Below are 17,059 nucleotides of genomic sequence, written 5' to 3'. Positions count from 1 at the left end.
TCCAGTCACCTCATTTTACACTGTACAGTCGTCCGAACGTCTTTGCGTATTCTTCAAATTCAAGAAGCGCATCAGCTCTTGTGCCAGGATTCACAAGCTTTGTTTTAAGCTCTTCAATTTTTTTGACAAGCGCGCTGCCGACAACGACACCGTCAGATATTTCATTCATCCCGTCAACCTGTTTGCGGTTTGAAATGCCAAAACCGACCGCCACCGGAACAGAGCTGAATTCTTTCACCTTACGAATGAAAGAGTATACAGACGGATCGAATTCGCTGCGTACGCCCGTCACTCCTAAAGAGGATACACAATACACAAAGCCGCAGGCCTGTTCAGTAATTATTTTCAAACGGTCTTCACTTGTCGGCGCAACCAGTGAGATATAAGCGATGTTCTCCTTTTTGCATGTCATTTGCAAAAGGGCGCTTTCCTCTAATGGAAGGTCGGGTACAAGCAGACCGTCTATGTCGTTTTCCCGCAGTAAAGCGAAAAAGTGTTCTTTTTCTAATTGTAACACAGGATTATAATACGTAAAGAGGATAATTGGAATATGAACGCCGTTTTTTTTCATTTTGCCGCCAAGTTCAATTGCTTTTACGATATTCATTCCGTTTTCCAGAGCCCGTTTTGAAGCCCGTTGTATGACGGGTCCGTCCGCAAGCGGATCTGTGTAAGGAACGCCGATTTCAAGGGCAGACGCGCCTGCATTCTGCAATGATATTGCCAGCTCAACAGAAATGTCAGGAAGCGGATCGCCAGCTGTAATAAAAGGGATAAATAATTTTTCAGAATCTCGCAGATTAAACATGTGTCTCCACCCCGTTTTCCAAAACATTCATCAGCGTATGAACATCTTTATCTCCTCTTCCCGACAAACTGACGAGAATGATTTTGTCTTTATCCATGTCTTTTGCCATTTCAAACGCTTTTGCCAGAGCGTGGGCAGATTCAATAGCCGGAAGAATACCTTCTGTTTCAGAAAGCAGACGTAACGCGGCAATCGCTTCATCGTCTGTCACGCTTTCGTACGTTACACGGCCGCTTTTATGCAGATAGGCGTGCTCAGGGCCGATCCCCGGGTAATCAAGGCCTGCTGAAATGGAATACGGTTCGATAATCTGCCCGTATTCATCTTGTATTAAATAGGTCATTGAACCGTGAATCACCCCGAGCGTCCCTTTTGCGATCGTTGCCGCATGCAGCGGTGTATCAATTCCTTTTCCGGCAGCCTCGGCGCCGATCAGCTCAGTATCTTCGTCTAAAAAGGCCTGAAAAATGCCTATCGCATTGCTTCCGCCGCCGACACATGCAACAACCTTATCCGGGAGCGTTCCTTCAACCCGGCGGAGCTGTTCTTTCGCTTCCTCGCCGATGATTTTCTGAAATTCGCGAACGATATACGGATATGGGTGCGGCCCCACTACAGAACCGATAAGATAGAAATGATCTTCACAATGCTGGACCCAATACCTGATCGCCTCATTCGTCGCATCTTTCAGCGTGCCGTTTCCGCTTGTGACCGGCACCACTTCCGCGCCGAGCAGTTTCATCCGGAATACGTTCAGCGACTGGCGCGCAACGTCTTCTTCACCCATAAAAACCGTACACTTAAAGCCGAATTTTGCGGCGGCTGTCGCGGCAGCCACACCGTGCTGTCCCGCACCGGTTTCGGCGATGATTTTCGTTTTGCCCATCTTTTTGGCAAGCAGAATCTGGCCTAACGCGTTGTTAATTTTATGAGAGCCGGTATGGTTTAAATCTTCTCTTTTCAGATAGATTTTCGCCCCTCCCAAATACTCTGACACCCTGTCTGCGAACGTTAATGCGGTCGGTCTTCCGGAGTAATCAAACAATAGTTTTTTATATTCGGCATGAAAAACGGGATCATTCTTTAATTCTGTGAAAGCCGTTTCGATTTCCTCAAGGGGCCGCATCAATGTTTCAGGGACAAATTTGCCGCCGAATTCGCCGTATCTTCCGATTTCATTTGGATATGGATACATAGTGGTTCATCCTTTCTTCTAAAAGCCGGATCAGTGTTTGATCCTTTTGTCCGTTTTTTTCAATTCCGCTGGCAAGATCTATACCGCACGGACGCGATCTCAGTAAGCCGGTAATCGTTCCAGGATTAACGCCGCCCGCGATAAAACAGCGCTTGTTTGCATTTTGAGCCTGCTTTCGGTACAAGGGGACACGGGCCCATGAAAACGCGATTCCCGTGCCGCCTCTCATTCCTTTTACTGAAGAATCAATGACATAGCCGTCGACAGCAGGTGCAAATTGAGTCATCTGACGGAGCGTTCCTTCCCCGTGATGGAGCGCTTTCCATATTTCCGAGCGCACAAGCGGGCGGAGGCGGCGGGCATCCTCAGGCGATTCATCACCGTGAAGCTGGATGGCGTCAAGTGCCAGATCAGAGGCGATTTGAGCAATGTTTTCTATCGTTTCATTTACAAATACTCCGACATGTTTCTTGTCTGTCCGGACCTGCTCTTTCCATTTCCGGATCTCATCCGGCGTTACTCTCCGTTTGCTTGCGGCAAAAATAAATCCCAGATAATCCGCTTCTGAAGCTGCCGCAAGTTCATAATCACGCTTCGATCGTATTCCGCAGTACTTTAACTCAGGCTTTTTCATATCGTCACTCCCCGAACAGTCCGCGGATCGCCTTTTGCTGCGAATTCTCTCTCATTAAGGATTCTCCGGCCAATACAGCCTGCGCCCCGTGCTTGTTGACAAATTGCAGGTCAGCCAAAGAACCGATGCCGCTTTCGCTGACCAGCAGGCAGCCGTCCGGTACAAGCTGCGCTATTTTTTCCGTTTGCGAAACAGAAGTACGGAACGTTTTTAAGTCCCGGTTGTTTATGCCGAGAATGTCCGGCTGAAACACTTGTAAAATCCGTTCAAGCACAGTTTCATCATGGACTTCAACGAGAACGTCCATGCCCTTCTCGCGGGCTTCCAGATAAAGCTCATGAAGCTCTGAAGGTTCCAGCGCTTCCCCGATCAGCAAAATGGCATCGGCGCCGATCCTGAACGATTCCTCCACCTGAAGGGAATCAATAATAAAATCTTTTCTCAGCACGGGTAGAGACACGGTTTGTTTAATATCTGTCAGAAATTGATTTCTCCCCTGAAAAAAACGGGTATCCGTGAGAACTGAAAGGGCGTCGGCTTTAGCCGCTTCATAATCCGCCGCAATCGTTTCCGGAACAAAATGCTCTTTAATCAATCCTTTAGACGGCGAAGCTTTTTTCACTTCGGCAATCAGCCCGATAAAACGGTTCGGGTTCAGGAGCGCTTTTTTAAAGGATCTCCGTTCAATTTGACAGGTTTCCGGCAGCACGATGGATTTGATTTCTTCTTTTTTCTGCTGAATGATTTGATCAAGCATACATTTCTTCCTCTTTCTGTTTCAGACGTTCGAGCTGCCTTTTGGCATCTCCGTTTTGAATCGCTTCTAAGGCGGTTTTCGTTCCTTCTTTCAGATCGTTTGCAAGACCTGCCGTATAAATGGCCGCGCCCGCATTTAAGGCGGTAATATGCAGAGCGGATGACGGAGCTTTATTTGCAAAAATATTCTGAATGAGGAGCGCGCTTTCTTCCGATGAACTCACTTGAATATCCTTCAATGAACCTTCTGCAAAACCGAATTGTTCAGGTGAAACGGAATATTCCAGACGTTCACCGTTTTTCAGTTCAATGATATCGGTCGGTGCTGAGATGGACAATTCATCTAATCCGTCACGGGCCGACACAAGCATGACGTGTCTGACATCAAATTGTTCCAAAGCGCTTGCCATCAGGCGCGCTTTATCAAATGAATAGACGCCGATCACCTGCCGCTTCACCTGCAGCGGGTTGCTGAGCGGGCCCAGCAGATTAAATACGGTTCGGAAGCCAAGCTCTTTTCTTGCGGCGGCGACGTGCTTCATTGACGAATGAAACAGCGGCGCAAACAAAAACCCCATTTGTTTCATTTCAATGCTGCGTTTAACGCTTTCTGGAGTGGCTTGAATGGAAACCCCCAGCTTTTCCAGCACATCCGCGCTGCCGCTTTTAGACGAAACGGAGCGATTTCCGTGCTTGGCAACTTTAGCTCCGGCGGCAGAAGCTGTAATCGCCGCTGCCGTGGATATGTTAAACGTAGAAATCCCGTCTCCGCCTGTTCCGCACGTATCAACGACATCCGCCAAGCCACCTGATGTCTGTGCCCGCGCCCGCATCACTTTTACAAATCCGGCAAGCTCCTCCGCCGTTTCACCCCGGTGGGCTAATACCGATAAAATCCCGCCGATCTCAGACTGCGACATGTCCCCGTTCATCATCATCTCCATCAGCTTTTCGGCTTCTCCAATTTTCAGCGTACGGCCATTAACGCAAGATTGCAGAAATTTGTTCATCCGTCTTCTCCTCCCCGCCAGAAAAGATGTCTTCTGCGATTTGAATCGTTTTTAAAAGCGCCCCCGCTTTGTTACAGCTTTCTTCATATTCGGCTTCCGGGACGGAATCGGCGACTATTCCCGCGCCCGCCTGCACCGATGCCGTACCGTTTTTGACACTCATGGTGCGGATGGTAATACACGAATCAATTGACCCGTCAAATCCGATATAAGCGATACATCCGCCGTAGGTTTCTCTGGAAGTCGGTTCTAATTCATTTAAAAGCTGCATCGCGCGGATTTTGGGAGCGCCCGTGAGTGTTCCTGCCGGGAATGCTGACATCAGCGCGTCAACGGGATGGACGCCCTGTTTTAAACGGCCGGTTACAACAGAGATGATGTGCATCACATGTGAAAAAGAAACGACCTTTGTGAATTCCGGAACGGCTACGGAACCGTACTCCGCAACTCTGCCGATGTCATTGCGCGCCAGATCGACGAGCATGTAATGTTCAGCTTTTTCTTTTTCGTCATTCATCAGCTCTTTTTTCAGGCGTTCGTCCTCTTCTTTTCCGGCGCCCCTTCTTCTCGTTCCGGCAATCGGATGAATTTCCAGGTGCCTGTCATGCACGCGGATCAGACGTTCAGGCGAACTCCCGACAATGTCTCTGTCAGGCAGTTTGATATAGTACATATAGGGTGAAGGATTGATGATGCGGAGCACCCTGTACAGCTCAAATGAATGTCTGGATACCGGAATGTCAAACTTTTGCGAAAGCACCCCTTGAAAAATGTCTCCCGCTTTTATATATTCTTTCAGTTTATTAACACCGGCCATAAACTCTTCTTTCGTATAATTGGATGTCACATCGGCAAAACTTGGCGTGTCAAACGTTTCTTTAGAAAAAAACGGCTCTTTCATATCTTTCGATTCTGTCAAAATACCGATAAGCTTACGAAGCTCCGCGCAATTTTCTTTAAAAACGGCCCGCTTTTCTTCCTCCGTCTCCCGACCGTTAAGCTCCGCATATTGAATGAAATGCACTTGTTTCGTTTCGTGGTCGTACGCGATGATTTTCCGGCAGACAAACAGCATGCATTTTTCGAAATCTGTTTCTTTCGCGTGGCTTGGCACGGAAGGCTCAATCAAAGGAATCATGTCATAGCTCAGATAACCGACAGCCCCTCCCGAAAATGGGATATCAAGCTCGGGTGTTTTAATGCGGAAGCTCTCATTCATCCAGTCAAGCACGGCTTTTAATTCTCCCGCTTCAAACAGCGTATGCCCATTTGGATCAGCGGCAGTGAATGTGTTATGACTCTCTTTAATGGTGATAAAAGGATCGAGGCCGATAAAAGAGTATCTCGACCAGCTTGACGACTCATCCTTGCTTTCTAAAAGATACGTAATGTTTCTGTCCAGTTTTTCAACCATCTGAATGGGTGTGATCGTGTCGACCGTAAAAGTCTCTGCGATTGGAATGGTGCGGTGTGTCAGACTGTCCTTTAAAAATAAAGAAACATCCGATTGTAAATTCATGATTCTCCTCCTTACGGTAAGGAGAATGAGATGAAGAGTGAGAGGAGTCTTGCGTATAAGAAATAAACCCAAAAGAAAGGATTCTTTTGGGCAGAATAAAAACGTGTTTATCTCAGCTCAGCTAAACTCATTCTCTGCTACCCTATTCTAAACTCAACTGTTCAATATCTTACTTACCAGCTCTATACACACTCTTGTGTATTTCTAAGCTTTGTTTATCGTATTACATGTCAGTATTTTTTGTCAATGATAAATCCGGCCTTAACACAACGGCTTTTTCTAAATAGACATGTTTGATTTCATCCTGAGGCGTATCCGTCTGAACCGTCATCAGGACACGGATACACTTTTGCAGAGCGCCGGTGACATCCATTTCCTGCATACACGTCACCGGGACGTACTGCCACCCGGAAAGGCGGCGGACCGCTTTTGCCGGAAATACGGAATGGATATCAGGCGTGGCGGATAACAGGATCTGCACAACGTCTTCCGGCTTGCATCCATTTTGTTCAATGATTTTTTCAAGCAGCTGCTGTGTTTTTTCTAAAATTTCTTGTTCGGTGTCTTGTTCCACCGTTGTTGCTCCGCGAATGCCGCGTATCATCATGCTGTTTCCTCCATTCGCCATTTGTTCAGCAAATTTTCGAGCTCATCTTTTGAAAGCATGCAGTCCCGCGCTTCGCCTAATTCTTTTAACACGATGAACTGTGTCATGCCTCCGCGCGTTTTTTTATCATTCATCATCCGAGCGGAGAGAACCGGCGTTTCAATATCTTGTCTGATGCTTCCCGGGTAGCCGAGCCCAATCAGCCATTGTGTGAGTTCTTTCCTGTTCATCTTGCAACCTGCAACCTGTTCACTCACGTAAAGGGCAAACTGCATGCCGAGGGCGACCGCATCTCCATGTGTAATCCGGCCGTAGCCGTATTCCGCCTCAACGGCATGGCCGAGCGTATGGCCGAAATTCAGAAAAGCTCTTATCCCCTCTTCCTTTTCGTCCTCGCGCACGACGGCCGATTTGATTGAAATTCCTTTATAAATCATTTCATTGAGCTCAGCGCTTGTCAGTCCTTGCAACGTGTCAAACGTGAGAAGTTTTTCTAAAAAAGCATGATCGGCGATAAACGCGTGTTTGATCACTTCAGCCATGCCCGATCTCAGCTCTTGTTCCGGCAGGGTTTTCAGAAGCTCCGTATCGTAAATCACCGCTTTCGGCTGATAAAACGCGCCGATTAAGTTCTTTCCGAGTTTATGGTTGACGGCCACCTTGCCGCCGACCGCGCTGTCATGGGCAAGCAGTGTCGTCGGCATTTGAATGAAATCAATTCCGCGCATAAAAGTTGCTGCGCAAAAGCCGGCCAAATCACCTGTTACGCCGCCTCCGAAGGCGATCATACATGAGGAGCGGTCCATATGGAAAGCGATCGCTTCCGTTTGAATCCGTTCATACTCTTTTAGAGACTTCGCTTCCTCTCCGCTTGGAACGATCACTTTTTTCACGGGCCATGTTTCGTTTAAAAGCCGGAACATCTCATCACCGTAAAGCCGCTCAACTTCAGCATCGATGATGAGAAGGATCTTTGTCAGCGGCCTGTTCAGTGAAGACAAAAGGGCAGCGGCCTGTTTCCTTATGCCTTCACCGATATACACGGGATATGCGGAGGTAGCTGTCCGAACCTCAAGCTCTTTCATCAGAATTCCCTCGATAGTTTTTTCATGTTTTCAACATTTTCTTTAATGCGGTCGATCTGGTCAAGCCCGAATTGTTCGACGACGGCATTTGCGATTTCCCAGGCCACTGCTGCTTCAGCCACTACGCTTGCTGCCGGAACCGCGCAGCTGTCTGAACGTTCAATGCTCGCTGTAAACGGTTCTTTCGTTTCAATGTCGACGCTTTTCAGCGGCTTGTACAAAGTAGGGATCGGTTTCATAACGCCGCGGACGACAATCGGCATTCCCGTCGTCATACCGCCTTCTAATCCTCCGAGCCTGTTTGTGGCGCGTGTATAGCCTTTCTCTTCATCCCATACGATTTCATCATGAACTTCACTGCCGTTTTTGCCGGCCGCTTCAAAACCGATGCCGAATTCTACGCCTTTAAACGCGTTAATCGACAGAACGGCAGCAGCAAGCTTGCTGTCCAGCTTACGGTCATAGTGGACATAGCTTCCGACACCGACCGGCATACCTTCGACGATCACTTCAACGATTCCGCCGATCGAGTCGCCGTTTGCCTTCGCTTCATCAATGGCTGCCATCATTTGACGGCCAGCTTCTTCATCGTAGCATCTGACCGGTGATTCTTCCGTTACCCGTTTGAGATCCTCAATGGATGTGTAATCGGTTTTCTCTGCTTTTACGCTGCCGATTTGCAGGACATGCCCGGCGACTTTAATGCCAAGCTCCGCTAAAATCTTTTTAGCGACGGCTCCGGCAGCCACGCGAACCGTTGTCTCACGCGCGGAAGATCGTTCTAACACATTTCTCATATCGCGGTGATTATACTTAATAGCACCGTTCAAATCTGCGTGTCCCGGTCTCGGTCTTGAAATCTGGCGTTTCATTTCACTTTCTTCTTCTTCTGTAATCGGTGCGGCGCCCATGATTTTTGTCCAGTGAGTCCAATCTTTATTCTCTACAACGAGCGCGATAGGTGAACCGAGTGTCCGGCCATGCCGCACGCCGCTCGTGATCTTCGCTCTGTCCGTTTCAATCTGCATGCGGCGTCCGCGGCCGTGCCCTTTTTGACGTCTGGCAAGCTCAAAATTAATGTCTTCTTCAGTTATATAAAGCCCCGCAGGCACACCTTCTATAATTGTCGTCAGCTGCGGACCGTGTGATTCTCCGGCTGTTAAGTATCTCATTTCTTTTTTCTCCCTTCATCGCATTAACGCTTTTAAGTAAAACTATAACACAAGTTTTCATTAAATGTCTTCTATCTTTTTTGATAAAAAAATGTATCAGTGCTCTCAAGGCCGAATTTTTCCGGGCTGAAAATTTGTTCTGTACTGCCGACAAACAGAATTCCGTTCTTTTTCAGACTGCCCGCCATTTTCACATACAGCTCTTCTTTTGCTTTTTCAGTAAAATAAATAAAGACGTTGCGGCAGACGATCAGGTCAAAATCCTGTTCATAGCTGTCGGCAAGCAGGTTGTGCCACTTAAACCGGATGTTTTTCTGAATCTCTTGTTTTACTTGATAGCTGTTGTCAGCCTGCTTGGTGAAATAACGGCTTTTCACGGAAGCCGGCACCTCTTGCAGCGAGCGTTCCTGATAGATGCCCCGCTTGGCTTTGCTGAGCGCCTTTTCATCAATATCTGTCGCCAATATATCAAATCCGGCCAATTCCGGCTGCTGATTCAGAATCATAGCCAAAGTATAGGGTTCCTCTCCCGTTGAACAGGCCGCACTCCATATTTTTAACGGTTTGTTATGCTTTATTAACGGAAGAATTGAGGTTTCAAGAACTTCCCACCGTTTATAATTTCGGTAAAATTCAGAAACATTGATCGTCATTCTGTCCAATGTTTCGTTTAATAAAAGCTTGTCCTTTTCCAAAGCGGCGGCAAATTCCTGAAAATCTCTGAACCCCTTCTTTTCATAAAGGGACGTAAGCCGCCTTTTCATCTGTGCTTCTTTGTATAAAGATAAATCAACGCCGGTTATTTGTTTCCACTTGGTGATAAAAATGTCGTAAGGCTCCATTGCTTCTCTCCCAATCTCGCTGTCTTTTGTCCTAGTATAGCCTGTTTTCTTTCTAATTTGTACGATTTCAATAAAAAAATCAGCCCGCGGGCTGATTTGTGAGAAACGAAAAGACAGGGCAACACAGCCTCTGTCTTTCATAAATGATGTAAACCTTTTCATAATACGAGAAAAAGAAAGGCTGACGGTTTAGTACACCCAGTCGGCCATTAATTTTTGATACGGTACAAGCTCTTCCTGTTTAAAGAAAATGTGAATTTCCCGCTCAGCGCTTTCTAAGGAGTCTGAACCGTGAATGATATTTTTGCCGACAAACATGCCGTAGTCACCGCGGATCGTGCCCGGCAGTGCATCTTTCGGGTTCGTTTTTCCGATCAGCTGTCTTGTGATCTCTACTACATTTTCCCCTTCCCATACCATTGCAAATACGGGTCCTGATGTAATGAATTCCACAAGCTCGCCGAAAAACGGCTTCCCTTTATGTTCAGCATAATGGTTTTCAGCCATCTGTTCTGAAACTTGCATTAGCTTGGCTCCTGCCAATTGTAAGCCCTTACGCTCAAATCTGGATAAAATCTCTCCGATCAGCTGGCGCTGTACGCCGTCCGGTTTTACCATGATAAAAGTTTTTTCCATAAGATTCTCCACCCCATCATTATGTATAGGCTTTCAAGTTGCACACCGAAATCGTAACATCTTTCTGACAATTAATCAATCCAGGGCGGAGAATGTTCACATCTTGTTCGTAAAAGGAATTTAAAATTTCCGTTTGCCGATATATTTGGCGATGGCGGCCAATGATGAGCGCGCACGTCCTCTCGGCAGTGTATTCAGTTTTTCAAACGCTTTTTTTAAGTACCTGTCACTGACGGCCATTGATTTTTCAATCGCGTCTGTGCGTTTAATATTTTCAATAATGGGGGCGAGCTGCTCCTGTGTTGTTTCACTGTTAATTAATTTCAGCTGATTTTTCAATTCAGGCTGACGGAGCGCGTACAAAACGGGCAGAGTGACATTTCCTTGCAGCAGATCCCCTCCGACCGGTTTTCCCAGTTCCTCTTCCGTTGAAGTGAAATCAAGAATGTCGTCAATAATCTGATAGGACATGCCCACATAATAACCGAACCAATATAATGCTTTATGAATCTTCTCATCAGCTCCCGAAGCGATGGCGCCGAGCTGGCAGCTGACGGCAATGAGAAGAGCCGTTTTCCGTTTGATGCGGCGCAAATAGGTTCTGAGGTTTTGCTCCATATTGTATTTATCTCTGATCTGTTCAATTTCTCCGAGGCATACTTCTACGATGGTTTTGGACAGGATCCGGTGGGCTTTCGGCTCATCCAATCTCGTCATCATCTCAAGTGAGCCCGCAAGCATATAATCACCGGTATACATGGCGATGCGGTTGTCCCACTTGGCTTTGATGGTCGGTTTTCCCCTCCGCAGCTCGGCGTCATCAATGACGTCGTCATGCACGAGGGACGCCATATGAATCATTTCCAGCGTCACCGCAACATATTTTATTTTATTAATGTCATAGTCGCCGAACATGCCGGAAAGCAATACGAAAACGGGGCGGATCCGCTTGCCTCCCGCCTGGAGCAGATGGAGCCCGGCTTCACTCAGCAAGGGATAGTCTGACCGCACCGTTTGCTCAAGCTCCCTTTCGATCACATCAATATCGTCATTTAAAAAAGAATAGGCCATTTTAAATTTCATATCATTCACCCAAACATCTGTATATTCATCATTTCCAACCGATATGCGTAGCGGCCACTCCGCCGGTAAACGAATGGTATTTGACATTCGTCAGGCCCGCTTCTTCAAACAGACGCGCAAGTTCTTTCATACCGGGAAATTCTCTTGCCGATTCTTGAAGCCAAGAATATTCTTTATAGCTCTTCGCAAACATTTTTCCGAAGAAAGGCATGATGTATTTAAAATAAAGAAAATATGCCTGTCTGAATCCGAACATTTCCGGCTGGGATGTTTCCAGACATACGACCTGCCCGCCCGGTTTGACGACCCGCCGCATTTCTTTCAGCACGGTCAGATAGTCGGGAACGTTTCGCAGCCCGAAGCCGATGGTGACAAAATCAAAAGAATCATCAGCGAAAGGAAGCTCCATCGCATTTCCGTGCAAAAGCTCAATTTGGCTGTAACCGCCCTCTTTCACTTTTTTCTCACCGATGCTCAGCATATTTTTGCTGAAATCCAGTCCTTTGATTTCGCCGTTTTTTCCGGCCGCTTCTGCGAGGGCAATCGTCCAGTCAGCCGTTCCGCAGCAGACATCAAGCGCTTTTGCGCCTTCTTTTACATTCATGATCTGCATCGTTTTATCGCGCCATTTTTTATGCTGCTGAAAACTGATAACAGAGTTCATTTGGTCATAATTTTTATAGATTTTTTCAAACACGCCGTGTACGCGCTGTTCTTTTGACTCCTGCATGTTGATTACCCTTCTTCCACTTTCTGATGATATGTTTTGTCCTGGCTGATCGCCTTAAGCCGGTTCAGCATTAGGTTTTGGATTGGTGAATTGAGCGGCAGCAGCGTTTCAATGCTTTGCTTTGCCTTTCGGAAGCTATCTTCCATTATGTCAGCCTTTGATTTCCCTGACTTTACAATATTGCCGATGACATCGAGAAATATAGCATTGCCGTTCATCAGCCGCTTATATACAAAAAAATCACTCGCCAGCTCTTTCCAGCGCGGAAGATTAAAGTGGTCTGACACTCTGTGAAACAGGGCCGCTTCCACAATTGCCATGCTTTCGATCAATTGATTCAAGTCATTGACAGACCGATCGTACAGACGGATTTTATGCTCATTGATTTCTTTAATTGCCGTAGCGAGCGTCCGTATCATATAGATATCCTTCATTTCAGATAAAAGCGAATAATACAGTCCGCTGAAATAGTCGCCGGCAAGCACGGTGAGCTGCCGGTTTTTATTTTCGTCTCGCTTTAACGCTCTGGCTGTTGTCACTTCATCGTGGGTATCAAGGGCGCTTTGGACAAGCATCGCAGTTACTATGTAATTTTCTCTGTCGTTGTTCTTAATGTCCGCCTCTTCAAACAAAGCGTGAAAAAGAAGAAGCTTATCCTCATCGATTTTAGGCGCAGAAATATGTTTCGCTAAATAAGGATGAGACAGCTTTTGTTTTAATTTCGTATTTAGATTCGCTAAAGTTCCGTAGATGTCTTGCAAAAATATCACCCTTGTCCCCAAATTCACATTTATTCTAATATGTATGAGATTTACTCGTCATTATTATACGCAGGTATCATTATAGCATAAAAAAAAGAAATTGGCTGTATTCTCCCGCCGTTTGCGGGCATTTGGCAAAAGCGGGAAACAGCCGGCTTATTTTTTTTCGCTGTTCATTTCTCCGTAAGCGGTCTGGATGAGGGCGTTGCCTCTCACTTTGATGGCAGAGGTATGCTCAGTAAACTGAGCGATAATTACTTCGCCTTTGTCCAGTTTTTCGGAATGGTGAAATTTCGTATCCGTTCCTCTCGTTAAACCGATGACGTTCACGCCGTCCTCGACCGCTTTAATGACGACAAAATCACTTGAATGCTTTGAATTCATATCTGCACCCTCTATCATTATTAATCCGCACGTTTAATATGTTCTAACACTTCGGAACGCGCCGCTGCGTCATCTTTAAAAATACCTCTTACAGCGGAAGTCACTGTTTTTGCACCCGGCTTTCTTACGCCCCTCATCGTCATGCACATATGCTCAGCTTCGACGACAACCATGACGCCGTGGGGATCTAAGGTCTCTACGATGCTTTCGGCAATCGTTGAAGTGATGCGCTCCTGCAGCTGCGGGCGTTTTGAGACGGCTTCCACCGCCCGCGCCAATTTACTCAGGCCCGTCACTTTGCCGCCGCGCGGAATGTAGGCAATATGCGCTTTTCCGTAAAAAGGAACAAGGTGATGTTCACACATGGAATGAAACGCGATATCTTTTACAAGAACAAGCTCCTCATGGTCTTCTCCGAAAACGGTTTTAAAGTGTTCTTTCGGGTCTTCGTTTAATCCCGAGAATACTTCCGCGTACATTTTTGCCACGCGTTTCGGCGTATCTAAAAGCCCTTCCCGGTCCGGGTCTTCTCCAATCGCCTCTAAAATCTGGCGAACCGCCTGTTCAATCTGTTCTTTATTAACTTCTTTCATTGTCTGTGTCCTCCACCATTGAATACATTTAATTTCGATTCTAGCACATTTGCCGCGCCAAAAGCAAAACGAAAGTCCTGCCCGGTGACCAAGGCTGCTTAAATATGAAAAGCCCCTTTATCAAGGGGCTTTTCTGTGAAGAAACAAAGTGTATGTATCAGATGCATACACGATCTATATTCACAATTATTTTCCTGCAACAGCGTCTTTAAGAGCTTTACCTGGTTTGAAAGCAGGTACCTTGCTTGCAGGGATTTCGATTTCTTCACCTGTTTGCGGGTTACGTCCTTTACGTGCAGAGCGCTCGCGCACCTCAAAGTTACCGAAACCGATCAGTTGGATTTTATCACCGTTTTTAAGTGCATCTAAAATCGTATCAAAAACAGAATCAACTGCTTTTGTAGCGTCTTTTTTAGACAATTCGCTTGCTTCAGCAACCGCATTGATTAGTTCTGTCTTGTTCATGCCTTTCACCTCCTCCCAAAAGGGTATCAAATCAGCAGTTTATTATCATTTCTTCACAGTTCAGCCTGATTCTAAACCTGTCTGATAAAAAATCAAAGCAGGGAAGAACAGACAAGTAAACGGCTTTTCATAAGAAAACAGACACTTTGAGGAATGTTTGTCCAACAAAGTGAAGATTTTCTGTATGTAGAGTAACACATATAAAAAGCCATATCAAGCATTTTAAAGCCTCAATCCCTTGCTCGTCAAGGTTTTCACGTGTTTTACCGAACAAATATTCCTTTTTTTGCTTTTTTCCTCCTAATCCTTGATTGATTTCCAGTATCTAAAAAGAATAAAAAAAGACCCCCCGTTTCAGGAAGAGGTCCTTCAGCTTACAAAATAATGGCGATCAGGCCGCCTGAGCCTTCGTTAATAATTCTCTCCAGCGTTTCTTTCAGTTTATATCTCGCATTTTCCGGCATGAGTGACAGTTTTGCGGAGATTCCTTCTCTTACGATAGAGCTCAATGATCTGCCGAAAATATCGGAGTTCCAGATAGAAAGCGGATCATCTTCAAAGTCCTGCATTAAGTAGCGGACAAGTTCTTCACTTTGTTTTTCCGTCCCGATGATCGGCGCGAATTCACTTTCCACATCCACTTTGATCATATGAATGGACGGAGCGACCGCTTTGAGTCTTACTCCGAACCTTGATCCCTGCCTGATGATTTCCGGTTCATCAAGGCTCATATCGGTTAAGGCCGGGGCGGCAATGCCGTAGCCGGTCTGTTTCACCATTTTCAGCGCATCTGATACCTGATCATATTCTTTTTTCGCGTGGGCGAAGTCCTGCATTAATTCAAGCAGGTGGTCTTTCCCCCGGATTTCAACGCCGACCACTTCTTTTAAAATCTGGTCATATAAATGATCCGGCGCATACAAATCAATTTCTGCGACACCCTGGCCAAGTTCGATTCCGGCCAGACCGGCGCTTTCAATAAACTCAAATTCACTGAAGTGGCCGACAACCCGGTCGACATCGCGCAGGCGTTTAATATCTTTTACGGTTTCTTTCACTGATTCCTGGTAGCTCTCTCTGAGCCAGTGATTTTCCTTCAGCACCATGACCCAGCTCGGAAGGTTGACATTGACTTCCAGAACAGGGAACTCGTAAAGCGCTTCTCTGAGGACGCTTAACACATCTGTTTCCCGCATGCTTTCAACACTCATGGCGAGGACGGGAATATCATATTTCGCGCTTAATTCAGCTCTGAGAGCTTCTGTTTCCGGGTGGTACGGTTTTACCGAGTTGATGACCATAATAAACGGTTTGCCGACTTCCTTCAGCTCGTCGATGACTCTTTCTTCCGCTTCCACGTAATCGCCCCGCGCAATATCGCCGATTGAGCCGTCTGTCGTAATGACGACCCCGATTGTGGAGTGTTCCTGGATGACTTTTCTCGTACCGATTTCCGCTGCCTCATGAAAGGGAATCGGTTCTTCGTACCAAGGTGTATTGATCATCCTCGGGCCGTTTTCATCCTCATATCCCTTCGCCCCGGGAACCGTATATCCCACACAATCCACAAGCCGGATGTTGACATCAAGTCCTTCCGCGACATGAACGGACATGGCTTGATTCGGGACAAATTTTGGTTCTGTGGTCATTATCGTTTTTCCTGCTGCGCTTTGCGGAAGCTCATCCTGCGCCCGCGCTCGATCGGCCTCATTGCTGATATTCGGGAGCACCACGAGCTCCATAAATTTTTTAATGAATGTAGATTTCCCTGTACGGACAGCGCCAACGACTCCTAAGTATATATCGCCCCCTGTTCGTTCAGCGATATCCTTGAAAATATCGACCTTTTCCAAGTGATCCCCTCCCGGACTTCCTATCCTTATCATTTTTCATTCACCATTCTCCAATCAAATACAGGACACTATATGTGTATGACGTTGTCCTATTTCAATATGACATCTTTAGAAAATTTTCAGGCAGTCTTTTCTATCAAAATCAAAAAAACCTTTCTCCCTATTTGTATGCGCGGGAAAAAGGTTCATTCCTGTTTCGTTTGACTTTCTAAAAAAACGGGTTCCTGTTTTTCATTTACGGTGTATGTGACTGAAAAGGCCGGGACGAAAGGAGTCTCTTTCCATAAAATATCCTGAATTTCCGCGCCCGGTTTGATTTTCTTTTTGTTTTCCTTCAGGCAGCGGGCGAGATCGACGCGATAGTCGGCATAGATTTCTCCGTCAGTGCCGATTAAAAGCGGCAGAGACGTGCCTGAAACCGGACTTTTGACTGAAGGAGAGTCTTTCATGCCGAGCTTTTTTTTATTTAAAGTGAACAGCCCTTTTGAAACGGCGTCCTCATAGGGAGGATATGTATGCTTTTCCTGATACATTTTGACACGCAGCTTCATATCGCGGATTGCTTCCGCCATTTGGAGATCGACCAGCTTGACGGTCGGCTTATTTTCCACATCGACAAGCACGTATTGGTACATTCCTCCGCTTTCATAAGCTGAGGCCGGCGGCTCCTCTATGTATCTGGGCGCGAGCCGCTTAAAATCTATCGGATATTTTTGATAGAGCGGTGTTTTCATATCTTTTGTCTGAATCGGCAGAAGTCCGCCGTTCGCCTTTTTAAATTCATCCACTGCCGCTTGCACCTGCTGAAGCTGATGTTTGTAAGATACTTTATTTTCAGTTTTTTCCGCTTCAGGGTACAGACAGCCGGACAGCAGAAGCACCGCCATTGCCGTTATGACGGCCATTTTAAACTTATGCATTCCGCG

General features: G+C 46.4%; 19 protein-coding genes. All 19 read right to left on the bottom strand.

What is annotated here, in order from left to right:
• Positions 1–10 precede the first annotated feature (10 nt).
• The gene (trpA, locus tag AR442_RS07765) at positions 11–808 is read right to left on the bottom strand and encodes a tryptophan synthase subunit alpha (RefSeq protein WP_053284892.1); all 798 of its coding nucleotides are present in this window, start codon (positions 806–808) and stop codon (positions 11–13) included.
• Positions 801–2,003, bottom strand: coding sequence for a tryptophan synthase subunit beta (gene trpB / locus AR442_RS07760; RefSeq protein WP_053284893.1), 1,203 nt, complete (start codon positions 2,001–2,003; stop codon positions 801–803). Before trpB ends, trpA begins: the two co-directional genes overlap by 8 nt.
• Entirely contained in the window at positions 1,984–2,637 is a 654-nt protein-coding gene (locus tag AR442_RS07755; protein ID WP_053284894.1) for a phosphoribosylanthranilate isomerase, read from the bottom strand. The genes trpB and AR442_RS07755 overlap by 20 nt, the downstream gene beginning before the upstream one ends.
• Positions 2,638–2,641: 4 nt before the next feature.
• Positions 2,642–3,394, bottom strand: a complete 753-nt coding sequence (gene trpC, locus AR442_RS07750) for an indole-3-glycerol phosphate synthase TrpC (RefSeq protein WP_029973645.1) — start codon at positions 3,392–3,394, stop codon at positions 2,642–2,644.
• Positions 3,387–4,403, bottom strand: coding sequence for an anthranilate phosphoribosyltransferase (trpD, locus tag AR442_RS07745; protein WP_017418038.1), 1,017 nt, complete (start codon positions 4,401–4,403; stop codon positions 3,387–3,389). The genes trpC and trpD overlap by 8 nt, the downstream gene beginning before the upstream one ends.
• Positions 4,375–5,922, bottom strand: coding sequence for an anthranilate synthase component I (gene trpE / locus AR442_RS07740; RefSeq protein WP_053284895.1), 1,548 nt, complete (start codon positions 5,920–5,922; stop codon positions 4,375–4,377). Before trpE ends, trpD begins: the two co-directional genes overlap by 29 nt.
• A gap of 223 nt (positions 5,923–6,145) precedes the next feature.
• Positions 6,146–6,529, bottom strand: coding sequence for a chorismate mutase (aroH, locus tag AR442_RS07735; RefSeq protein ID WP_003153463.1), 384 nt, complete (start codon positions 6,527–6,529; stop codon positions 6,146–6,148).
• Entirely contained in the window at positions 6,526–7,614 is a 1,089-nt protein-coding gene (aroB, locus tag AR442_RS07730; protein ID WP_053284896.1) for a 3-dehydroquinate synthase, read from the bottom strand. Before aroB ends, aroH begins: the two co-directional genes overlap by 4 nt.
• On the bottom strand, positions 7,614–8,786 hold the full coding sequence (aroC, locus tag AR442_RS07725) for a chorismate synthase (protein ID WP_029973644.1): 1,173 nt from the start codon (positions 8,784–8,786) through the stop codon (positions 7,614–7,616). The genes aroB and aroC overlap by 1 nt, the downstream gene beginning before the upstream one ends.
• A gap of 71 nt (positions 8,787–8,857) precedes the next feature.
• Entirely contained in the window at positions 8,858–9,628 is a 771-nt protein-coding gene (locus AR442_RS07720) for a protein-glutamate O-methyltransferase (protein ID WP_053284897.1), read from the bottom strand.
• A gap of 189 nt (positions 9,629–9,817) precedes the next feature.
• Positions 9,818–10,264, bottom strand: a complete 447-nt coding sequence (gene ndk, locus AR442_RS07715; RefSeq protein ID WP_007409456.1) for a nucleoside-diphosphate kinase — start codon at positions 10,262–10,264, stop codon at positions 9,818–9,820.
• Positions 10,265–10,384: 120 nt separating this feature from the next.
• A complete protein-coding gene (gene hepT, locus AR442_RS07710; protein WP_003153454.1) occupies positions 10,385–11,347 on the bottom strand; it encodes a heptaprenyl diphosphate synthase component II in 963 nt (320 codons plus the stop codon).
• A gap of 28 nt (positions 11,348–11,375) precedes the next feature.
• A complete protein-coding gene (gene menG / locus AR442_RS07705; protein ID WP_053284898.1) occupies positions 11,376–12,077 on the bottom strand; it encodes a demethylmenaquinone methyltransferase in 702 nt (233 codons plus the stop codon).
• 5 nt (positions 12,078–12,082) lie between these two features.
• Positions 12,083–12,838 carry a heptaprenyl diphosphate synthase component 1 gene (gene hepS / locus AR442_RS07700; RefSeq protein ID WP_007409455.1) on the bottom strand — a complete coding sequence of 252 codons (756 nt, stop codon included), beginning with the start codon at positions 12,836–12,838 and terminating at the stop codon, positions 12,083–12,085.
• A 156-nt stretch (positions 12,839–12,994) separates the two neighbouring features.
• Positions 12,995–13,222, bottom strand: a complete 228-nt coding sequence (gene mtrB, locus AR442_RS07695; RefSeq protein ID WP_003153449.1) for a trp RNA-binding attenuation protein MtrB — start codon at positions 13,220–13,222, stop codon at positions 12,995–12,997.
• A 20-nt stretch (positions 13,223–13,242) separates the two neighbouring features.
• The gene (gene folE, locus AR442_RS07690) at positions 13,243–13,815 is read right to left on the bottom strand and encodes a GTP cyclohydrolase I FolE (RefSeq protein WP_003153448.1); all 573 of its coding nucleotides are present in this window, start codon (positions 13,813–13,815) and stop codon (positions 13,243–13,245) included.
• 186 nt (positions 13,816–14,001) lie between these two features.
• Positions 14,002–14,280, bottom strand: a complete 279-nt coding sequence (gene hbs, locus AR442_RS07685) for a non-specific DNA-binding protein Hbs (protein WP_003153447.1) — start codon at positions 14,278–14,280, stop codon at positions 14,002–14,004.
• Between the two features lie 374 nt (positions 14,281–14,654).
• Positions 14,655–16,133: a stage IV sporulation protein A gene (spoIVA, locus tag AR442_RS07680; protein WP_003153438.1), complete on the bottom strand. Its 1,479-nt coding sequence runs from the start codon at positions 16,131–16,133 to the stop codon at positions 14,655–14,657.
• A gap of 185 nt (positions 16,134–16,318) precedes the next feature.
• The gene (locus AR442_RS07675) at positions 16,319–17,053 is read right to left on the bottom strand and encodes a hypothetical protein (RefSeq protein ID WP_053284968.1); all 735 of its coding nucleotides are present in this window, start codon (positions 17,051–17,053) and stop codon (positions 16,319–16,321) included.
• Positions 17,054–17,059 lie beyond the last annotated feature (6 nt).

The organism is Bacillus velezensis, from assembly GCF_001461825.1.
In the GTDB taxonomy this organism is placed as follows: Bacteria; Bacillota; Bacilli; order Bacillales; family Bacillaceae; genus Bacillus; species Bacillus velezensis.
Note: the sequence above shows the minus strand (reverse complement) of the source record. Positions and strands in the feature narration are given on the sequence as shown.